Below are 20593 nucleotides of genomic sequence, written 5' to 3'. Positions count from 1 at the left end.
ATAGCGCAATTTTATTTTGGTAGAGAGGACTTTTGGAATTCGTTTGTATGTTCTCCAAGTATCGGTGGTGCTAATTTATATTGAATATTTAAATTTGAGAACTTTAACGGGTTTTTGATGAATTTGATTGTACCATATTGTTTATGCTCTATTTCACCAATCATGTCACGTGCAATAAATTGCGGTTGTTCTAGTGCTTCAGCAATCGTGTTCACACGTCCACCTGGAATTTTGTATTGTTGTAATAATGTAATCCATTCATCCCGTGTTTTAGTCATCGTAATGTCAGTAATCATCTCAACAAGCTCAGCTTCATGTTGCTTGCGCATCGTATTGCTTAAAAAGCGTGAATCACGTGCCCATTCCTCACGTTTCAACATTGTGCAAAACTTTTGAAATTGTCCATCTGTACCAACACAAATCATTAATGGACCATCCGCACAGTGAAACACTTGATACGGCGCAACATTATTATGACGATTACCTAGACGTTCTGAGATAAAACCTGTATTTAAATAAGCGCTAGCTACATTCGCTAAGCTACTCATTTGAACGTCTAATAAAGCTAAGTCAATAAATTGACCTTTATTTGTTAGATCGCGCATTCGTAGAGCGGCTAAAATACTAATGACAACATAATTAGAGGTTAAAATATCCGCAATAGGGACGCCGACTTTTGTCGCTTCACCTTCAGCTGAGCCAGTGACATGCATTAAACCACTCATTGCTTGAATAACTGGGTCGAAGCCTGGTTCATGCGCAAGAGGACCGGTTTGACCGAATCCCGTTACAGCACAATAAATGATTCTTGGATTCACTTTTGTTAGTTCCTCATAGCTTAGCCCCATCCGCTCCATGTCCCCAGTCTTAAAATTTTCGAGTACGACATCAGCATCTTTGACAAGCTCTTTAAATCTTTCTCTACCTTCTATTGTTTTTAAATCTAAGGTGATCGATTTTTTATTGCGATTAGCACATAAATAATACGTGCTTTGATCATTTACAAATGGCCCCCAGTCACGCATACTATCAGAGCCATTAGGATGTTCTATGCGTATTACTTCTGCTCCTAAATCTGCCAACATCATGGAGCCAGCAGGAGCAGCATAAACACGAGATAAATCTAACACTCGAATATTTTCAAGAGGTTGCATTGTCCTTCCTCCTACACACATCATTTATATACAGGCTTACGTTTTTCTACAACTGCGCTTACACCCTCTTTAAAATCATCTAGCTCTGTTACAATGGCCATTTGTGATGAAATATAGTCAAGGGCAGAACGTAAATCCATCCGTTGACTTTGATAAACAGCACGTTTAATGAATTGTAATGTCGTAGTTGGACGACTTGCTAATTCCTTCGCATAATTCAATGTATATTCCTCAAGCTCATGGTCTTCCACAACAAATGTCACAACGCCTTTGTCTTTTGCTTCATCAGCAGTTAATACACGAGCTGTCCAGAACATGTCCAATGCTTGATCGATGCCTATTAATTTTGGTAAATAATAAGCACCACCATCACCAGGAACAATTGCTACGTTAATATAGCTTTCTGATATTTTTGTAGATTTTGCAGCAATCCGAATGTCACACATTAAGGCCATATCAAGACCGGCACCCATTGCAAATCCATGTACTTGTGCAATAACAGGCTTATCAATTTCCTCAAGTAGTAGGGGAATACGTTGAATCTTTTTCCATAGTGAATTTTTTCTTGCTAAACCTGTGGAGGAGATATCTTCTTCACTCTTGAAAAACCCTTCACCGGCTTGCATCGCTTTAATATCGCCACCTGCACAAAAAGATTTCCCATTGCCTTTAACAATGACAACGCGAATATCGTCTGAGTCACGAACAACCTCAAGAGCTTTAATCCATTCAGAAATCATTTCTTCACTGAAAGCATTATACGTTTCAGGTTTATTTAATGTAATTGTGGCAATATGGTCTTGTACTTCAAAAAGTAAATCAGTCATTGATAACCCTCTCCTTATCATGTCATGAATGTTTTGTCACAAATTTAGTCATTACAGCATTTTTCACTATCCTTCTACTTTGAGAAGGGGAGTGCTTTTACTAGACGAAGTTATATAACCCCAAAGGCTATTACCACTTTCCATAAGCTGTGTTGCGACCAAATTAGTCCAATATGAGGTGCTGGCTCCTTCATCGCGCCAAGACCAAAGTCTGCGTGTAAATTGATGCAAACTATGTTCGTGTGTTGTACCAATTGCAGCGTGTACTTGATGTGCAATTGTTGTCACTGTTTGAATGATTTCTTCAAAACGAATGCTAGCGTAAGCAACCTCACTATTTTGCTTGTTCATCAGAAGGGCTTCGGTTACATTATTGAATGCTGCTAATGCTATAGCCGTTTCACCTGCTAAATGTACAATATGTTGCTGAACGAGCTGAAAGCGATGAATCGGACGACCAAATTGTTCACGTTCTTTCGTATATTGAACAGTTAAGTCATTTATTTTATCGATGGCACCAGTCATCAGTGCTAATTGAAAAGCTGTATGGAGTGTTGTTATAGTGTGTATCTTGTCAGGAGATAACACTGCAGACACTTGTGAAGTTGTACCATGATGGAATATCACGGTATCACGCGGCTCGCCTGCCAAATTCGTAGCTTCTTTAATTTCAGCTTGGCTTAAATCTACTTCTACAAGATGTATACCATCCTTGCTACGGGCAAGTGTCACTAGATTTTTTGTATGGCGTGCCCAAGGAATATGAATCGCCTTTCCCTTTAATTTGCCGTTCTCTAACGTAAAGGCTTGGTCAGGACATAGCATATACGTAGCCAAATCCTCGATTACTTGTAAGTTCGTAAATTCCAATAAATAATTCGCAAATGTTGTTTCAGTAAATGGAATCGGTGCAGCATATTTTCCAGTTAAACGAACAATATTCAATAAATCCTCTATGTCGCCACCTGCACCGCCATTTTCTTCTGTAATGGCTACCGCAGTCATCCCATTTTCTTTAAATAGATCCCATAGCTCGGGTGCCCAGTGACCTTGTTCTACTGTATCGACTAAATCTTTATCTACTTTTTCTTTTAACATGCGCTCTACAACATCAACGATCATGTCTCTCATTTCACTCATTGTGCTATAACCCCTTTCGCTACAACGCCATACAATACCTCTGAAGTTCCTCCTCGAATAGTAAAGCCTGGTGCATGTAAAATGGATTCAGCCATAAAGCGATCAATTTTACGATGCGCGTCAAGTGTTGGATAAGTCTGTACGATTAAACGTGTGATTTCAGGAATACTTTGCTCGAATTTCGTCCCAAGTGCCTTCACAAGTGCAGCCGGAATAGATACGTCTTCACCATTACCAGATTCTAAAAGCTGGGCTACTCCAAGTGACAAATTTCGTAGACTCCAAAGACGAGCTACAATTTTTGACGCTTGTTTTAACCCTTCTAAATTGTTTTGGCGCTTTAACTCTTGAATAAGCTCATCAATTAATGGGAAAGTACTCAATATTCGCTCTGGACCACTACGCTCAAAGGCAAGCTCAGCTAATCCTTGAGCCCAGCCATTACCGATTTCTCCAACAACCATATTGTCAGGTACAAAAACATTTTCAAAGAACACTTCGTTGTAATGATGTTCCCCGGTTAAAAACTTAATAGGAACAACGGTTACGCCTTCTGCATGTAAATCGACGATTAGCTGACTAAGGCCTGCATGTTTACTTTTTCCATCAAAAGGACTAGTACGCACTAAAGTCACCATATAATGACAAAGATGAGCATTGCTCGTCCATATTTTTTGACCATTTACTAACCAGCCGCCTTCTACTTTTTCTGCACGTGTACTGACCGAAGCTAAGTCAGAACCACTATTTGGTTCACTTAACCCTATGCCAAAGTAGCATTCACCTTTCACGATTTTCGGTAAGAAATATTCACGCTGTTCTTCTGTCCCATATCGTAAAAGAAGTGGTCCTGTTTGGCGATCAGCAAACCAATGTGCTGCAACTGGAGCACCAACGGCTAAAAATTCTTCCGTTAAAATGTATCGATCTATGGTACTGCGCTCTTGACCACCATATTTTTTTGGCCAAGTTAAACCAATCCAACCTTTTTGACCAATTAGCTTAGAAAATTCAGGATCATCTCCACTTAACCAAGAGTCACATTTAGATGTGAAGGTTCCTTTTACTAATTCTTCCTGTAGAAACGTTCGAACATCTAAACGAAATTGTTCTTGCTCTGGTGTAAATTGCACAGTTGGTAAATGAAACATTTCATCATTCCTCCTTTTTTACCGCAATGTGGTAACTAATATTGTATATGTGTATTTTATGATTACTTATGAGTGTAGTCAATTACTTTTTTGGAATTATTAGAAAATTAGAAGGGGTAATTGATGAATGTCTAAATGAAATAAAAATTTAATGAAAAAATGGAAAATCAAAGAATAAACATGTTACTATGTAGAAAATTCTGTTAAGGAGGTATGGGGTATGCAAATGGCTATCAAAACTTCCCAAAAAGTAATGCAAGTTTTATCAGCACAACTAGTACAGCATTTAGAAATACTGCAATATTCAACAAATGAGTTAGAACAGTTTATTTATGACAAAGCAAATGAAAATCCGCTGTTAGTGGTCACTGACGCGACGGTGAAAAGTCAATATGAGGAAATTCTGCAGTTAGCAAGCTATTCCTTTAAAAATTTTTCTGCGCCATATTGTGGACGGCAAAATGATTCATTTAACCCTATTGAGATGAAGCTTGCTGCAAAAGAAAGCTATGAGCAGTTTTTATTGGAACAAGTGCCTATGCATAAAAATCTATCTTCGTTAGATTTAAAAATCTTAACGTTTTTAATTCGTTCCTTAGATGATCGTCTATTTTTAGATGTTGATTTAGAAATTGTCGCAAATAAATTTAAGACAAAAGTTTTGCACATAGAAGCACTATTGGATTTACTTCAAACTTTCGAGCCAGTAGGAGTAGGAGCACGGAATTATAAAGAATATTTACTCATTCAAGTAGACAGGGATGCGCTTGCACCAAAATTGACCTCTCAATTTATCAAAACGGATTTAGAGCTAGTGGCAGCACAGTCCATTAAACAGTTAAGTAAAAAGTATAAAACGCCTATACAGGAAGTGAAGAAAACTGTCCACTATATCAAAAATTTAAAACCAGTGGCGACAGGAGATAAATTTGAAACGATTCCATATGTCATTCCTGAAATCGAAGTAGAGAAATTAGGAGAGGAATGGATGATTAATTTAAATCGTGGATATTTACCAATCGTTTCAATCGATAAACATTATGTTGAGATATTAAAAAATGATCCGAATTGTAAAACCTATTTCAAAGATACAATGAAAGATGCTCTTTTATTGTTGCAAGGGATTGAACAACGTGATAAAACGCTTTACGAATTAGCTAGATTGTTAGTCGAGTTGCAAGAGGATTTTTTCAATAAAGGAATTGAGGCAATAAAGCCTATGCGGTTAAAAGATGTAGCTGACATTTTAGGTCTACATGTGTCAACAATTAGTCGAGCTGTTCGTGGAAAATATATAAAAACTTCTCAAGGTGTGTATGGTTTACAATCGTTATTTACAAAAGGAGTAATGAATATTTCTGGAAAAATGGATTCTATTATGTATATTAAAAAGCGGCTCAAACAGTTGGTAGAGGAAGAGGATAAACAAAAACCTTTAACTGATCAGCAGATTACAAGTATTTTATGTACGGAAGGTATCCAAATATCCAGACGGACAGTAGCGAAGTACAGGGAAGAGATGAATATTGTGAGTTCATTCAATCGAGTTTATGGATAGGCAAGATGATGCAAACAAACTGTCGTTGATGTATTTTTGCATCAAAATTTGAAAATCGCATGTGAAAAGATTTGTTGCAGCAGCTTCGCTTTCGCGCAGAAAACATTTGTTGCAGAAAAATGACTTATCACCAAAATTCTGGGGTGAGGATGTTTAGACACCCGTTGAAAAGAAGTTAAAACGTATGCCATATAGGAGTTGATTGGAGTGGAGGCTAGGTGACTTCTTGGGGATCAGCGATAGAGGAACGAAGGCTAAGAGCATCACATCCTGTGATAACGCCTTCGTGACCTACATCGTGTAGGCCCAAGCGGCTCATCGGACGCCCCAGGAAGCTCTGCTCTGTGCGAAAGCGAAGCGTCAGCAACAAATATTTTCTGTAGCGAAAGCAAAGCGACAGCTACAATGTTTTATCTGTGCGAAAGTGCAACGACAGCTACAAAGCGCCCAGCCGGAACGGAAATCAACCTCACGCTATGCTGATGAGCCTTAAAATTACTGAGTTAGAAAAGTCCCGAAGGATGTACAGATAAATTTTTTTGAAATTTTTAATAATTTAATAGGTTTGGCATCGGAATTGCTCATTAAACGGTAGACATTGAATTAGAGGAAAGGGGCTAGTAAATGTCTACATAAAACACAAAAGGGGTGGTTTAATGGGAGCTTTGCAAAAATCACTGAAAACAAGGCATATTACGATGATTTCCATTGGAGGGGTTATTGGCACAGGGCTATTTGTCGGAACAGGGAAAAATATTTTAAGTACCGGTCCTGCAGCGGTGGTTTCATATACGATTGCATGCTTACTCATAGTTTTAATCATGCAAATGGTTGGGGAAATGGCATCAGGAGAAATAGTTTTAGGGAAGAAATCTGGTGGTTCAGCAGAGTTAGGTTCATTTGCTTCATATGCAGGAAAGTATATTGGTCCATGGGCAGGTTTTACAGTAGGCTGGCTTTATTGGGCAAGCTGGGTGTTTATTGTGGGGTTAGAAGCCGCACTCATAGGTGGGATGCTGCATAATTGGTTTCCAATGATCCCAACTTGGGCCGGAAGTGTAGGCATAACATTATTGATGACAATTATTAATATTTATTCAGTAAAATCATTTGGTGAATTCGAATATTGGCTTTCCTTTGTTAAAGTTACAGCTATTGTCGTATTTTTAGTAGTAGGTCTAGCGATGATTTTAGGAATTTGGCCAAATTATGAGCCGAAGGGGTTAGGTATTTTAACAGAATTTGGTGGATTTGCACCAAATGGTATTGTTCCCATTTTAACGGGAATTGTCTTTGTCATTTTCTCTATTTGTGGTGCTGAGGTTGCAGCCATCGCGGCAGCAGAGTCTGAAAATCCGGCGAAAAATATTGTTCGCGCCATTCGCAACGTTGTATTTCGGTTAGGTTTATTTTTTGTAGGTTCAGTAGCCATTATGATTTTAATCATACCTTGGAATGATTCGAAAATATTGGCAGCACCTTACGCAAATATTTTAACGATGGCTGGGCTTCCTATTGCTGCTCAACTTATTCAAATCGTTATTTTTATTTCACTTATCTCTGTTTTAAATTCCGCTCTTTATACAAGCTCACGTATGTTACTTGAAATGTCGCGTCAAGGAGATGCACCGAAAATATTCTCACAAATTAAAAATCGTCGAGGTGCACCTGTACCAGCTATTCTTGGCAGTACAGTGGTGGCTTATATTTGTGCGATGCTATACTTCATTTCACCTGAAGTCATTTTCTATTTTTTGGGTAATTGTGTTGGAGGATTAATGATAGCTGTTTATATTTTCATTGCCATTTCACAAATTCGTTTCCGGCGGTATTATGACAAGGTTTCAGATGAGCCATTAGCGATAAGAATGTGGTTATTCCCATACTTGTCGTATGTCACAATTGGAATTTTAACAGTCGTTTATTTATGCCAAGCACTCATTGAATCTTTACGCTCCCAATTTTATTTAAGTACATTAGTATTGATTGGCTCAGTTGTGTTGTTTATGATTATGCGAAAACTGTCGACAAGATCAGCAGAGCAAATAGAGGAAAAGCTAGCCTCAGAGTAGAATACTGTAAAATATAAAAAATTCGCAATGTTTCTCCGAGATTTCAAGCCATTAAAGGATGATTTAACACCTTTTAGGCTTGCAGATGCCCCGTAGAAAGTGAGCGAATTTTTTTAGTTCGAGAGGAAGTGGTCTATATGTCGATAACTGAACTTCATAAAGAGGAACATTTTTTTATTGTGAAAAATGAGGAAGTAATGATTAAAAGTGATATCCAACGAGAGCTTCTTGAAAAAATAATAAAACAATATCAAAAAGGAACAGAAACGTTCGAGATAGAAGGCTATTTTATTCACGTATTAGAGACTTCACAAGGTAGCTTATTTCATGTCAAACCATTCATGCAGTATAGCCATATTGATTTTATGAACCCACTGTCAATTAAAGTATTAAACTCTATATCAGATGGCGTTACAGTATGTGATTGTTACGGTAAAATTTTATTTCAAAATGATATTGATATTGAAATTGTTGGCATCGATTTAATGGGAAGATATGCAAAAGACGTAATCGCTGAAGGTTTAATGAGTGATTCCATTTCGATGAAAGTCATTGAATCAAAAGAAAAAGTAACTATTTTGCAGACGTTCATTAATGGAAAATGTTTTTTAGTTTCTGGTAAGCCAATATTTGATGAACACGGTGAATTACAATACGTAGTAGCAATTACTCGTGATATGACACAATTAAAACTGTTAGAGAAGGAAGTAAAAAAATTAGAAGTTCAAAACGAGAATTTTAAAAATAAGCTACATGCCTTACATACTAAAGAATCAACAAAAAGTAGTTTAATAGCTGTGTCTGCCGCAATGATGCAGGTAGTAAAGCGTGTTATGAGGATTGCAGAGGTAGACTCTACTGTATTAATTGGTGGTGAATCAGGCGTAGGTAAAGAGGAAATTACAAAGCTTATTCATGCAAACAGCCGACGTAACAATAAGCAAATATTAACGATTAACTGTAGTGCAATTCCTGAAAATTTATTAGAATCCGAACTGTTTGGCTATGAGGCAGGAGCATTTACGGGAGCGGCAAGAGGTGGAAAGGCAGGGTTATTTGAGATTGCGTCAGGTGGTACAGTGTTTTTAGATGAAATTGGAGAGATGCCCTTACTACTACAGGCAAAATTATTACGTGTGCTCCAAGAATCGGAGGTTCAGCGTATTGGGAGTGGTAAGCCTATACCTATTGATGTACGCATAATCGCTGCAACAAATCGCAATTTAGCGGAGATGGTGAGGCAAGGTGAATTCCGTGAGGATCTATATTATCGTTTAAATATTATCCCGATTGAAATTCCACCATTAAGGCAACGTCGTCAAGATATTATTCCGCTTATCAACCATTTTTTAGCTGTAATTGGAGAAAAATACGGCATCCACCGGACGATTGATTCATCTGCTATGAAAATATTAGAGTCTCACGATTGGCCGGGAAATGTACGGCAGCTTAAAAATATGGTGGAACGTATTTGCTTATTAGCAACGCAGCCAGAAATAACAGTATATATTGTGCAACAAGAGTTAGATAGTAGCCCAACGATTGCACGTGATTTAGAAAATCCTGTACAAATTCAAAATATCCAGGAAATGGTTATCGATCCAAAGTTCAGTGGCACATTAAAGGAACAAGTAGCCGCGTTTGAAAAACAAATTATTAAGGAAGCTTTATCTAAATATCCAAGTATAAGACAAGCGGCCAAATCACTTGGCTGTGATCAGTCAACATTGGTACGTAAAATTCAAAAGTTCCAATTAACGCGACAAATTTCATATAAGGACTAGTGATGTACTTTTGCATCAAAATTTCATTTATGCAAAATAAGCTGTAATATCGCAATCCTCACTAAATAATACAAGGAAAATGATGAAATGCATCATTAATATGTTAATTGTTTAGAAGAAAGGGACATTTTCAAACAAGAAAGCGTCTCTTTTTCATTTTGTTGCAGTTTTGTGAAGCAACGATAAATAACGAAAAAAATAATGCTACATTTTCATAACGTGGGGGTTGATTTCCGTTCCGGCTGGGAGCTTTGTAGCTGTCGCTTTGCTTTCGCTACAGAAAACATTTGTAGCTGACGCTTTGCTTTCGCTACAGAAAATATTTGTAGCTGACGCTTTGCTTTCGCTACAGAAAACATTTGTCGCTGCCGCTTCGCTTTCGCACAGATAAAACATTTGCCGCTGCCGCTTCGCTTTCGCGCAGATAAAACATTTGTTGTAGCTGTCGTTGCACTTTCGCACAGATAAAACATTTGCCGCTGACGCTTCGCTTTCGCGCAGATAAAACATTTGTCGCTGCCGCTTCGCTTTCGCGCAGATAAAACATTTGTAGCTGACGCTTCGCTTTCGCGCAGATAAAACATTTGTTGTAGCTGTCGTTGCACTTTCGCACAGATAAAACATTTGTCGCTGCCGCTTCGCTTTCGCGCAGATAAAACATTTGTCGCTGCCGCTTCGCTTTCGCGCAGATAAAACATTTGTCGCTGCCGCTTCGCTTTCGCACAGACAAAACCCAGTTGCTGCCGCTACGTTAGCACTACGCTTTCGCACAGAGCAAAGCTTCCTGGGGGCGTCCGATGAGCCGATTGGGCCTACACGATGTAGGTCACGAAGGCGTTATCACAGGACGTGATGGTTTTAGCCTTCGTTCCTCTATCGCTATCCCCAAGGAGTCGCCCAGCCTCCACTCCAATCAACTTATATTATTGGCATACATTTTAACAAATACTATTCCTATCTTTTGGTTATGAGTAAAAAAATTACAACGCATTTAAGAATTTTTTCATTAGATGGCATGAGAATTGCTATTAAAAAAGTGAATGAAATTATAAACGAAAAGAGGTTGGGATTTATGACAATTCAACTAAAAGAAGAATTAAAAACGTTAGATCAAAAGCATTTTCTACATCCAACAACGTCGATTGAGCAACAGCAAACACAAGGTCCAGCAGCCATTTTTACAGAAGGGAATGGCATTTATTTAAAAGATATAGAAGGGAATATCTACATTGATGGGATGTCTTCTTTATGGAATGTAAATGTTGGGCATGGTCGTAAAGAAATTGCCGAAGTTGCGAAGGAGCAAATGTCTACATTAGCATTTAGTTCCTGTTTCGCATCGTTTAGCAATGAACCAGCTATTCGTTTAGCGACGAAAATTGCATCTTTAACTCCGGGAGACTTAAACACTGTATTTTTTACTTCAGGCGGCTCAGAGTCGAACGATACAGCGATTAAATTAGCACGACATTACTGGTTACTAAAAGGACAGCCAGAGCGCCAAAAGATTATTTCACGTACCCATTCATACCATGGTGTAGCTATGGGGGCTACAAGTGCGACAGGCTTACAAGCGTTTCGTGACTTTACTAATTCACACGCTCCTGATTTCCACTATGTATACAGCGAATCCGTACGGAATTTACGTGAAACTATTGAAGCGTTAGGCCCTGAGACTGTGGCTGCTTTTATTTCTGAGCCTGTGCAAGGTGCAGGTGGGGTTAATATTCCACAAAAAGATTACTTTAAAGAGGTACGAAAAATTTGTGATGAGTACGGTATTTTATTCATTGCAGATGAAGTCATTACCGGGTTTGGTCGTACAGGTAAATTTTTTGGTATGGAACATTATGGCGTAGTGCCAGATATGATGTCATTCGCTAAAGGAGTATCGAGTGGCTATGTTCAGCTTGGTGGTGTGGCGATATCCGAAAAGCTTCATCAAGATTATTGCGAACTTTCTAAAGGAACATTAATGCACGGATATACTTACAGCGGTCATGCGCTCGCATGTCAGGTTGGGTTGAAAAATATAGAAATCCTTGAGCGTGAAAATCTCGTTGGAAATGCTGCAAAGATGGGGGACGGCATGTTAGAAGGCTTCCGAGCACTGCAAGAAAAATATAGCTTTATCGGACGCGTGCGTACTCTTGGATTACTTGGAGCCATTGAATTAGTAAAGAGCCGTGAGACGGGTGAATTATTTGAGTCTCCTCTTAGTCCAATTTTTGTACAAGAAACGATGAAACGAGGATTGATTTTACGAACAGTTACGTATGATCAAGATACAGTTGTTTTTTCTCCACCTCTCATTCTATCAAAAGTAGAGCTAGATGAAATGTTACGTATTTTAGACGAGACATTTGAGCATATACGTAAAACAATTGTTGAAAACGAGTAAGGTCAACGCAAACGATTATTAAATGAAGGAGGAGTTTTATGACAACCATCGTTAGAGAAATACGAGAACAATTTAATCCAGCGAGACCATCCCAATGTATAGGCCAAGTTGAGCTTTTAACTATAGATGAAACGAAAGACGTTATCGTTGCAGCTCAGGAAGCGTTTGAAGGTTGGAAAAATACATCTTCTGTAGCACGTGGAGAAATTTTACGCGTGACAGCAGACCTGCTCGAGAAAAATATAGATAAAGTAGCTGAAATAGCTTCGAGTGAAATGGGAAAAACGAAAAATGAAATGCTTGGTGAAGTTAAACGTGGCGCTTCCATTTTGCGGTATTTTGCCCAAGAAGGGATGCGCGCTACAGGTGAGGTGTTACCGTCAGCCAATGAAGCGAAATTACTGTACACAATGCGGGTGCCTCTTGGTGTCGTTGCCGCCATAACTCCTTGGAATTTCCCTGTCGCTATTCCTCTATGGAAAATTGCGCCTGCATTAGTGTATGGCAATACAGTTGTTTGGAAGCCGTCTATTGAAAGCGCTTTAACCGGTAAATTAATTGGCGAATTATTCATACAAGCAGGCCTACCAGAAAACGTATTAAATGTTGTGCAAGGCCGTGGTTCAAAAGTGGGGCAGGTATTATTGGAGGCACCTGAAGTAAAGGCGATTACATTTACAGGCTCTAATAGTGTTGGGCAAAGTATTCTAGATACTGTTGGATCGACTAATAAAAAAGTTCAGCTCGAGCTTGGGGGCAAAAATGCAGCGATCATTTTAGCTGATGCCAATATCAATCAAGCTGCAAAATTAACGATTGAAGGTGCGATGAAGCAGACTGGACAGCGTTGTACAGCAACTAGTCGAGTGTACATCGAGGAAGCGGTTTATGAACAGGTATTGGAGCAGTTAATTGCAGAAGCTAAAAAAATCGAAGTTGGTGTCATGATGGGACCTGTGTCATCCAAGGGGCAGTATGAATCTATATTAACGGCCATCGAAAAAGCTAAATCAGATGGAGCTGAGCTTGTATTTGGCGGTGGTCCTACAAAAGGTATGGTAGAAGGATACTATATAGATCCGACCATTTTTACGAATGTAACACATGAGATGTCGATTGCCCATGAAGAGATTTTTGGACCAGTGTTAGCTGTCATAAAGGTAAAAGATTATGAAGAAGCGATTCGATTATCGAATGATTCCGATTTTGGATTGAGCGCTTCTATTTATACAAATAACATTCCAAAAGCCTTTGATTTTATTAATCGCAGTGAAGTTGGACTTGTACAGGTTAACGATGAAACGGGTGGTGCTGAGCCACAAGCGCCGTTTGGAGGAATGAAAAATTCAAGTACCGGTGCCCGTGAACAAGGGCAAGCAGCAAAAGAGTTCTTTACAATATTCAAAACGATTACAATCGGCACAAAAAGCGAGTAGAAAAACTTAATATCTAAGCAAGTGATTGAATAAATCACAATATAACCTTGTATGCCTCGGTGTAATGATTACAGAAACCTGCGCAATAATTTAAAAAATCTGTGACATTCGCTTGAGGCATTCATTTCATAAAAAATACGTTTAGGAAATTTATTAAACGAAAGAAGGTAGAGCTATGACACAAAGTCGTTTAGCAATTGATGTTGGTGGAACGTTTACAGATGTATTTGTTTTTAATGAAGAAACAGGAGAAGTATTTGTAACAAAGACCTCATCCACACCTTCAAACCCAGAGCAGGGAATTTTAAATGGAGTAGAAAAAGCCGGATTGAATGGAAAAGATATTAAAATTTTTTCTCATGGCACAACGGTTGGAACGAATGCGTTAATTGAGCGAAAGCTACCGAAAACAGCTCTTATTACGACAAAGGGCTTTAGAGATGTCATCGAAATTCGCCGGGGAACGAAAGAAGATATATGGGACACTTATAAGGATACTGCGAGGCCTTATATTCAGCGACGAGATCGATTTGAAGTGACAGAACGAATAGATTATGAAGGAAATATTCTTCAAGCTATTGATGAAGAAGAAGTTCGTTTATTAGCAAAAAAATTAAAACGTCGAGGAACAGAATCTATTGCAGTGTGTTTCCTCAATGCCTATGTGAACGGGGAAAATGAGGCAAGAGTTAAAAAAATTCTAAAAGAGGAACTACCTGATGTTTATGTTTGTATTTCAAGCGAGGTGCTTCCAGAAATTTTCGAGCATGAACGTATGAGTACAACGATTATCAATGCTGTTCTTGGACCAATTATGAGTAACTACATTAGGAAGTTAAGCTATGAAATGCAGAACAAAGGTTATGAAGAAGAAATTTTAGTTTTACATTCCGGTGGCGGGGTGATGACTTCAAGTACAGTGCCCCGCTATGCTGCTAGATTAGCAAGTTCCGGGATAGCTGCTGGAGCAATTGCAAGTAAGCATATCGCAAAGTTGTGCGGGTTTGACAATGCAATCGGCTTAGATATGGGTGGTACAAGTACTGATATTTCGCTGATGTATAAGGGTGATATACGGATCACAAAGGACTGGTCTATTGAATATGGCTATCCAATTGGTTTCCCGAGCATTGAAATATTAACAATAGGAGCCGGTGGAGGTAGTCTCGCATGGAAAGATGAAGGCGGTTCTTTACGCAATGGACCACAAAGTGCAGGGGCAGTACCAGGTCCTGCATGCTATGGCCGAGGAGGCACTGAACCAACTAACTCAGATGCGAATTTAGTGTTAGGACGTCTGGGTGTGGATTTGTTGGATGGTACGATGCAATTAAACAAAGAGGCAGCAAGTGACGCTGTGAAAAAAATCGCAAATGCATTCGATCAATCAGTTGAGGAAGCGGCAAGTGCCATTATAGAAGTTGCAAATGCCAATATGAGTGATGCAGTTCGATTAATATCAGTACGGAGAGGCTATGATCCACGAGATTTCGCACTCGTAGCTTTTGGTGGTGCAGGGCCATTACATGGTGCCTATTTGGCGAAAGATTTGAACATTCCAAAAGTCATTATTCCTACTCATCCAGGTGTGGCAGCAGCAATGGGATGCCTACTTGTAGATGTACGCCACGATATTTCTAAAACGTACGTGAAAAAACTTGATGAAGTAAATGTAGAGGAACTGACAAATCAATTTAGTGAATTGCGAGAAGAGGCAAGAGCGTTATTAGAAGAGGAAGGAATAGCAGAAAATTCATCGTCATTAACGAATTTTATAGACCTTCGTTATAAAGGACAATGGCGATCTCTGGCCGTTCTCGTAACCGATCAAATAACTTCCTTAGATGCTATTTTGGAAGCATTCCATCAAGAACATGAAAGAGAATTTGCATTTTCCGATCAGGGCCAAGCTGTAGAGATTTTTGGTCTACGTGTCACGGCTATAGGAACAGTTCCTAAGCCAAATTTCCCGCAGTATGCTCCTGAAGGTTCGCTTGAAGATGCTTTCAAAGAAACACGTCCTGTTTATTTTGAAGGTAAATATATTGAAACGAACGTATATCATCGCGATAAAATACCAGTTCATACGCAATTTGAGGGTCCAGCCATTATCGATCAGTTGGATACGACGACTGTTATTCCACCAGGGTTTACAGCGGAAGTAGATGCCTATAAAAATATCATTATTACGGTGAACTAATACGCGATAAGGAGGAATCAGGCTATGAGTACTACGAAATTGGAGATGAATGATAAGGTTCAAAATCTCGACCCGGTAACATTTGAAGTCTTAAAAAACGGCTTTGTGAACTTAGTCGATCAAATGGCGGAACAAATGCTGCGTACGTGCTACTCGTTTGTTATTTATAATCGAGACTTCAGCTGTGCATTATGCGATGCACAGGGCAATACGGTGATGCAAGGAACACAAGATATTTCCGTACACGTAGGGACATTGCATTTAACTGCAAAGGCTGTATTAGAAGATTTCGCTGATGATATTCATCCAGGAGACGTATTTTTAGTAAATGATCCTTATCGTGGAGGGACGCATTTCAGTGATGTACGTGTAATTTTACCAGTGTTCCATGATGACAAACTGATTGCACTGATGCAAACAAATGGGCACTGGGCGGATGTCGGCGGTTCTAACCCAGGTTCTTTTGATATCACAGCAAAGGAACATTACGGGGAAGGGCTACGTATCCCACCTGTCCGTATTTATAGTAAAGGTCAATATTTAACAGATGTTGTGAAAATTATTGTCATGAACATGCGTATTCCGGAAGAACGTATAGGAGATTTACGTTCTCAAGTAGAAGCGGCGAAAGTGGGAGAAAAACAACTCAAGGAAATGATAGGGAAGTACGGTATTCACACGGTGTTAACAGCTTTTGAAGAAGTCCAAAATTACGTTGAACGATTAATGAGAGCGAAAATTAAAGCTTTACCTAAAGGACAATGGGAAACAGTGGACTATATCGATATGGACCCACAATTAGGAGATGGCTTAATCCCAATTCGTGTAAAAATGACCATTACAGATGATGAAATAGCTTATGATTTAAGCGATTCACATCCTTATATCAGTTGTTTTTTAAATGCGGGCTTTGGGTCAGCACTTTCGGGTACTTATGCAGGAACGAAAACATTTTTCCCGGACATTCCGTTGAACTCAGGGTTTTATCGTGTTGTGAAAATATTTCTTCCTGAAAACTCTGTCGTCAACGCACCTAGCCCAGTAGCTGTCTCTGGCTATTGTTCAGGCGCATTTGAAAAGATTATGAATGCCTGCTTCGAACTATGGTCAAATATTATGCCGGAACGCGCTATCGCATGTTCATTTAATTTAGAGTATTTACTAATAGGCGGTTATGATCAACGACGAAATAGTAGTGAATATTTTATGTGGTATGACTGGATGGCGGGTGGTCATGGTGGACGTATTGACCGCGATGGTGCGAATACAACGTCACCAGTGTTCGGAGTAGGATTGAGTGTTCAGCCATGCGAAGGGCAAGAGCGTTTGTCACCAGTTGTAACGACGAAGCATGAAATTATTATAGATTCTGCAGGTCCTGGGCAATACCGTGGTGGTTGTGGTGTAGAAAAGGGCGGTATTTTAACAGAAGTTAACCAAACCGTGATGTCCTATTGCTGTGATCGTTCTCGCTCCATTACATGGGGGATTATGGGTGGCTTACCTTCTATCGCACAAGGAGCTATTTTAAATCCAAACAAAGAGAGTGAAGAATTTTTAGGCACGATTTTCTCCAATATTGAATTAAAGAAAGGCGATACCTTTACACGTCCTTCAGCTGGAGGAGGCGGTTTAGGCGACCCATTAGCACGAGATGTCAAAGCTGTTTTAGAGGACGTTATTGATGAATATGTTTCGATTGAACGTGCGAAGCTTGATTATGGCGTAGTGATCCATGAAATTGACCGCGATTTGGATGCCTACGAAATTGATATGGCTGCAACAGTAAAAGAACGCGATTATATTCGTAAAAATCGCCATAGATGGCTGGAAACAGAGCCAATAGAAGTTGAGCAGATGTACAACAAAGGTGAAATTAATCAAATGGATGTTGTTCGAAGATATGGTGTTATTATGGATTATCAAACAAATAAAGCATTGCCAATCTCAACCGAGCAATACCGAGAAGCGATGAAGAAACGATCTTTGGCATATTGGGGATAGATATAACGTTTAGCGAGGTATAATCAAAATATTAATATAACTTTAATCATAAATAAGAGGCTGGGACATAAGTATATTTACAAAGTAAAATTAAAAAATTACATCAGAAAAGCTTGAGAAATCAACGTTTCTAAATGGATTTCTCAAGCTTTTTAAGGTTTTGAGCATTATGTCCTAACCTCTCTGCGAAAACGTATACAATGTTTTAATGTCAAGTAAAGCATATATTGTAGAAAATATTACTAAAAAAACTAAAGGTAAAGAGTTGTTATTTAATATTCCTATTTACTTGAAATATTTTGAATTATCGATGCAAGAAGCATAGATAATTTAATTAAAGATAACGGAGAAACTGAGGGAGACTTGAAGACATTTTAGGCTTAAATCTGATTGGATTCTTAAAATAACCTCATTTGTTCGGATAAAGTTTCATCAATTGATTTGTTTTCCAACAATTTATACCCCATCGATTGATAACCTTTTAATCTTTTTTCAAACATAACTTTGAACATTTTCTCCTGACAATCTACATAATCATAGACCTTCACTATCGATTTTGAATCGTGCTGACGATGTAGCCTCCCAACATATTGTTGTAAGGTACCTTTCCATGAAAAAGGCATAACTAAAAATAAGGAATCTAATCGAGCGTAATCAAAACCTTCCCCTATATATTTTCCTGTTGCAATAATCAGCCTTTCTTCATTATCAGTAAGCACATCTAAGTTTTTAAGATTTTCTTTCTCTTCTTTTTTACTTAATTTCCCTGTTAAAATAATAACGTTCTTTACAAACCCTTTAAATTTAGATTCTAAATAAAAGGCATGCTCAACTCTTTCGGTTAAAATAATAGGTACTGAACCGTTATCTAATTCTTTTAAAACATCGTCAAAAATCATTTGGTTTCGGCTCTCATCTTTTGTGATTTCTGTATATATTGTTTGGATGTCCTTTTTATCGGACTTAAACTTCGTGTAACGAGGGATCAATGCTTGTTTAAAAGGCCTGATTTTCGCTTGATCTTTGGCATTTACTTTATAACGAACTGGCCCTAACTGCATTGCCATGATTGGATGTAACCCATCTTTTCGTATAGGGGTAGCGGTTAATCCAACAATATACTTGGCATTCACCTTTTTTAGTACTTGCTCAAAACTGAACGCTGCAATGTGATGGCATTCATCGACGATAATCTGACCATATTGTGTAATCAGATCTTTCACTTCTCCTTTATAATTTAGACTTTGTATGGTAGCGATATCAATGATACCTGTTTGCTTATTTTTGCCACCGCCAATTTGACCAATTTGTTTTTCTTCAAGATTATGAAATGTAGATAAACTTTTTTTCCACTGTTCAATTAGTTGATTTCGATGAACGATAATTAAGGTATTTGTCTGTCTTTTTGCAATTAACGCAGCAGCGATTACAGTTTTTCCGAATCCAGTCGTAGCAGATAAAATACCAATTGGATTTTCTAATAATTTTGTCACTGCTTGTTCCTGTTCTGTTCTTAAATTACCTTCAAATTTTAATGATATTTTGGTTCCTGGATTTGTACCATCAACAAAATCATAATCCATAGAGAGATCATTTAATAAGCTTAGCAAATCATCTTTGCATCCACGCGGCAGTATTAAATACTCCTCTGTATGATCAAAGCAAGTAATGTTTCGTGGTATATTATGAGTCGATAATCGCTTTGCTTGGGTTTTATAAAATTGAGGATTTTTGAAAGTTACGAGTTGCATAAGTTTATGAATGAAAGAAGAAGAAAGACCTTTTTTGGGGATATATAAACCGTTCTTTTCAATCACTGTGACGTTAGTTGAGAGCTGAACTTTATCCTCATTCGATAAAGGTTGTCTATTTTCTTTTACAGACATAGAAGAATCATTGTTTTTGTGATATGTTTTTATAATTTTGTTAATATCCTCTCTTTTCATTTTTCGTATTTGATGTAAATAGTGCCATTGATCTGGGTAAGGAATAAAATGCTCATCGACAAAAACACTATTTCCGTTCTTCCTTGGGCCATTCTGTAAAGGCAGTGCAATTAAATTCCCAAAACCTCCCTTTGGTAGTGTATCTTGATTTGGGAATAAACGATCATACGAATTCATGCCAACTTCATAACATTTTGAAAGTGTGCATGATAATAATACATTTCCGAGGTTACGAGCTACGGAAGCAGGGACAGCTTGATTGAAGAAAATCCACACGTGGCATCCGTTTCCGGAACGTGAGCGCTCAATACTTGCTGGAACATCTAATTCCTGACATGTTTCCATAAATGATTGAACGTCTCTTGACCAGTTTTTCTTATCAAAATCAACGGCTAAAAACCAGCTCGTTTCATCTTGTAAAAGAGGATAGAGCCCAATAGTGTGTTTACCAGATAGATGGTCATAAATAACTTGATCTGTTAAAGGGAGTAATTTTCGATTCTGACAATTGGCACATTTTATTGCTGGTTTCTGACATAAAGTTGGATGCCATTCATTTTCACACGCAGGCATATAGCCAGACTTCCCGTTTTTAGCTTCCCATCTTACTGCATATAAATCTGTCCTCCCTTTGAAAAGATTCCGATATATTTGCATTCTTTCCTGTATCTTTTGCTCTTTGGTAATAGCAACTTCTTTTGTTTTTTGAAAATAAGGGACCGTATTAGGGGTTATATTATGGTATTTCAGAAGTTTTTTTAATGTTTGATTTTCCAACCTTAGTCGTTCGCACTCTTTTAATGCTACCTTAAGTTGTTCCTCGAGTTTTTCCAATTTAACCACCTCAACTTCCATTTTTAATTTTTAGTAACTTGTCATGTATTACGCTTAAAAAAATATCAGTAGTATTGCATTAAAAA

The 20593-nt window shown here is 38.3% G+C and carries 13 protein-coding genes; 7 read left to right on the top strand and 6 right to left on the bottom strand.

Annotated elements, in window-relative coordinates; all coding sequences use genetic code 11:
- Nucleotides 1–11: 11 nt before the first annotated feature.
- From ACB089_RS18035 to ACB089_RS18020, 4 genes are all read right to left on the bottom strand, one after another.
- Nucleotides 12–1154, bottom strand: a complete 1143-nt coding sequence (locus tag ACB089_RS18035) for a CaiB/BaiF CoA transferase family protein (RefSeq protein ID WP_374963213.1) — start codon at nucleotides 1152–1154, stop codon at nucleotides 12–14.
- Nucleotides 1155–1174: 20 nt separating this feature from the next.
- On the bottom strand, nucleotides 1175–1981 hold the full coding sequence (locus ACB089_RS18030) for an enoyl-CoA hydratase/isomerase family protein (RefSeq protein ID WP_068982970.1): 807 nt from the start codon (nucleotides 1979–1981) through the stop codon (nucleotides 1175–1177).
- 66 nt (nucleotides 1982–2047) lie between these two features.
- Nucleotides 2048–3121 carry an acyl-CoA dehydrogenase family protein gene (locus ACB089_RS18025; protein WP_374963211.1) on the bottom strand — a complete coding sequence of 358 codons (1074 nt, stop codon included), beginning with the start codon at nucleotides 3119–3121 and terminating at the stop codon, nucleotides 2048–2050.
- Entirely contained in the window at nucleotides 3118–4272 is a 1155-nt protein-coding gene (locus tag ACB089_RS18020; protein ID WP_374963209.1) for an acyl-CoA dehydrogenase family protein, read from the bottom strand. Before ACB089_RS18020 ends, ACB089_RS18025 begins: the two co-directional genes overlap by 4 nt.
- A gap of 220 nt (nucleotides 4273–4492) precedes the next feature.
- On the opposite strand from ACB089_RS18020, the gene rpoN reads away from it, so the two are divergent.
- From rpoN to ACB089_RS18005, 3 genes are all read left to right on the top strand, one after another.
- A complete protein-coding gene (gene rpoN / locus ACB089_RS18015; protein ID WP_374963207.1) occupies nucleotides 4493–5830 on the top strand; it encodes an RNA polymerase factor sigma-54 in 1338 nt (445 codons plus the stop codon).
- 656 nt (nucleotides 5831–6486) lie between these two features.
- Nucleotides 6487–7902: an amino acid permease gene (locus tag ACB089_RS18010; protein ID WP_368635284.1), complete on the top strand. Its 1416-nt coding sequence runs from the start codon at nucleotides 6487–6489 to the stop codon at nucleotides 7900–7902.
- Nucleotides 7903–8039: 137 nt separating this feature from the next.
- On the top strand, nucleotides 8040–9686 hold the full coding sequence (locus ACB089_RS18005; RefSeq protein ID WP_374963205.1) for a sigma-54 interaction domain-containing protein: 1647 nt from the start codon (nucleotides 8040–8042) through the stop codon (nucleotides 9684–9686).
- 204 nt (nucleotides 9687–9890) lie between these two features.
- On the opposite strand, the gene ACB089_RS18000 is transcribed toward ACB089_RS18005, so the two are convergent.
- Nucleotides 9891–10457: a hypothetical protein gene (locus ACB089_RS18000; protein ID WP_374963204.1), complete on the bottom strand. Its 567-nt coding sequence runs from the start codon at nucleotides 10455–10457 to the stop codon at nucleotides 9891–9893.
- Nucleotides 10458–10758: 301 nt separating this feature from the next.
- Here ACB089_RS18000 and ACB089_RS17995 point away from each other — a divergent pair, with 301 nt between their 5' ends.
- The 4 genes from ACB089_RS17995 (at nucleotide 10759) to ACB089_RS17980 (ending at nucleotide 17727) form a co-directional block, all read left to right on the top strand.
- Complete coding sequence (locus tag ACB089_RS17995; protein ID WP_374963202.1) at nucleotides 10759–12087, top strand: aspartate aminotransferase family protein; 1329 nt, start codon at nucleotides 10759–10761, stop codon at nucleotides 12085–12087.
- 38 nt (nucleotides 12088–12125) lie between these two features.
- Entirely contained in the window at nucleotides 12126–13523 is a 1398-nt protein-coding gene (locus tag ACB089_RS17990; protein ID WP_374963200.1) for an aldehyde dehydrogenase family protein, read from the top strand.
- Nucleotides 13524–13698: 175 nt separating this feature from the next.
- Entirely contained in the window at nucleotides 13699–15723 is a 2025-nt protein-coding gene (locus ACB089_RS17985) for a hydantoinase/oxoprolinase family protein (RefSeq protein WP_374963198.1), read from the top strand.
- A 24-nt stretch (nucleotides 15724–15747) separates the two neighbouring features.
- Nucleotides 15748–17727, top strand: coding sequence for a hydantoinase B/oxoprolinase family protein (locus tag ACB089_RS17980; RefSeq protein ID WP_374963196.1), 1980 nt, complete (start codon nucleotides 15748–15750; stop codon nucleotides 17725–17727).
- 398 nt (nucleotides 17728–18125) lie between these two features.
- Here the strand turns inward: ACB089_RS17980 and ACB089_RS17975 are convergent, their stop codons facing one another.
- Nucleotides 18126–20516, bottom strand: a complete 2391-nt coding sequence (locus ACB089_RS17975; protein ID WP_374963195.1) for a DEAD/DEAH box helicase family protein — start codon at nucleotides 20514–20516, stop codon at nucleotides 18126–18128.
- Between the last annotated feature and the right edge of the window lie 77 nt (nucleotides 20517–20593).

The sequence above is a fragment of the Lysinibacillus sp. RS10 genome, from assembly GCF_041956855.1.
GTDB lineage: Bacteria > Bacillota > Bacilli > Bacillales_A > Planococcaceae > Lysinibacillus > Lysinibacillus xylanilyticus_A.
Note: the sequence above shows the minus strand (reverse complement) of the source record. Positions and strands in the feature narration are given on the sequence as shown.

Coding starts and splice junctions, on each gene's coding strand:
- ACB089_RS18025 (WP_374963211.1), bottom strand. CDS start 3,121: ATGAGTGAAATGAGAGACATGATCGTTGATGTTGTAGAGCGCATGTTA.
- ACB089_RS18005 (WP_374963205.1), top strand. CDS start 8,040: ATGTCGATAACTGAACTTCATAAAGAGGAACATTTTTTTATTGTGAAA.
- ACB089_RS17985 (WP_374963198.1), top strand. CDS start 13,699: ATGACACAAAGTCGTTTAGCAATTGATGTTGGTGGAACGTTTACAGAT.
- ACB089_RS18020 (WP_374963209.1), bottom strand. CDS start 4,272: ATGTTTCATTTACCAACTGTGCAATTTACACCAGAGCAAGAACAATTT.
- ACB089_RS18030 (WP_068982970.1), bottom strand. CDS start 1,981: ATGACTGATTTACTTTTTGAAGTACAAGACCATATTGCCACAATTACA.
- ACB089_RS17980 (WP_374963196.1), top strand. CDS start 15,748: ATGAGTACTACGAAATTGGAGATGAATGATAAGGTTCAAAATCTCGAC.
- ACB089_RS18010 (WP_368635284.1), top strand. CDS start 6,487: ATGGGAGCTTTGCAAAAATCACTGAAAACAAGGCATATTACGATGATT.
- ACB089_RS18035 (WP_374963213.1), bottom strand. CDS start 1,154: ATGCAACCTCTTGAAAATATTCGAGTGTTAGATTTATCTCGTGTTTAT.
- ACB089_RS17995 (WP_374963202.1), top strand. CDS start 10,759: ATGACAATTCAACTAAAAGAAGAATTAAAAACGTTAGATCAAAAGCAT.
- rpoN (WP_374963207.1), top strand. CDS start 4,493: ATGCAAATGGCTATCAAAACTTCCCAAAAAGTAATGCAAGTTTTATCA.
- ACB089_RS17990 (WP_374963200.1), top strand. CDS start 12,126: ATGACAACCATCGTTAGAGAAATACGAGAACAATTTAATCCAGCGAGA.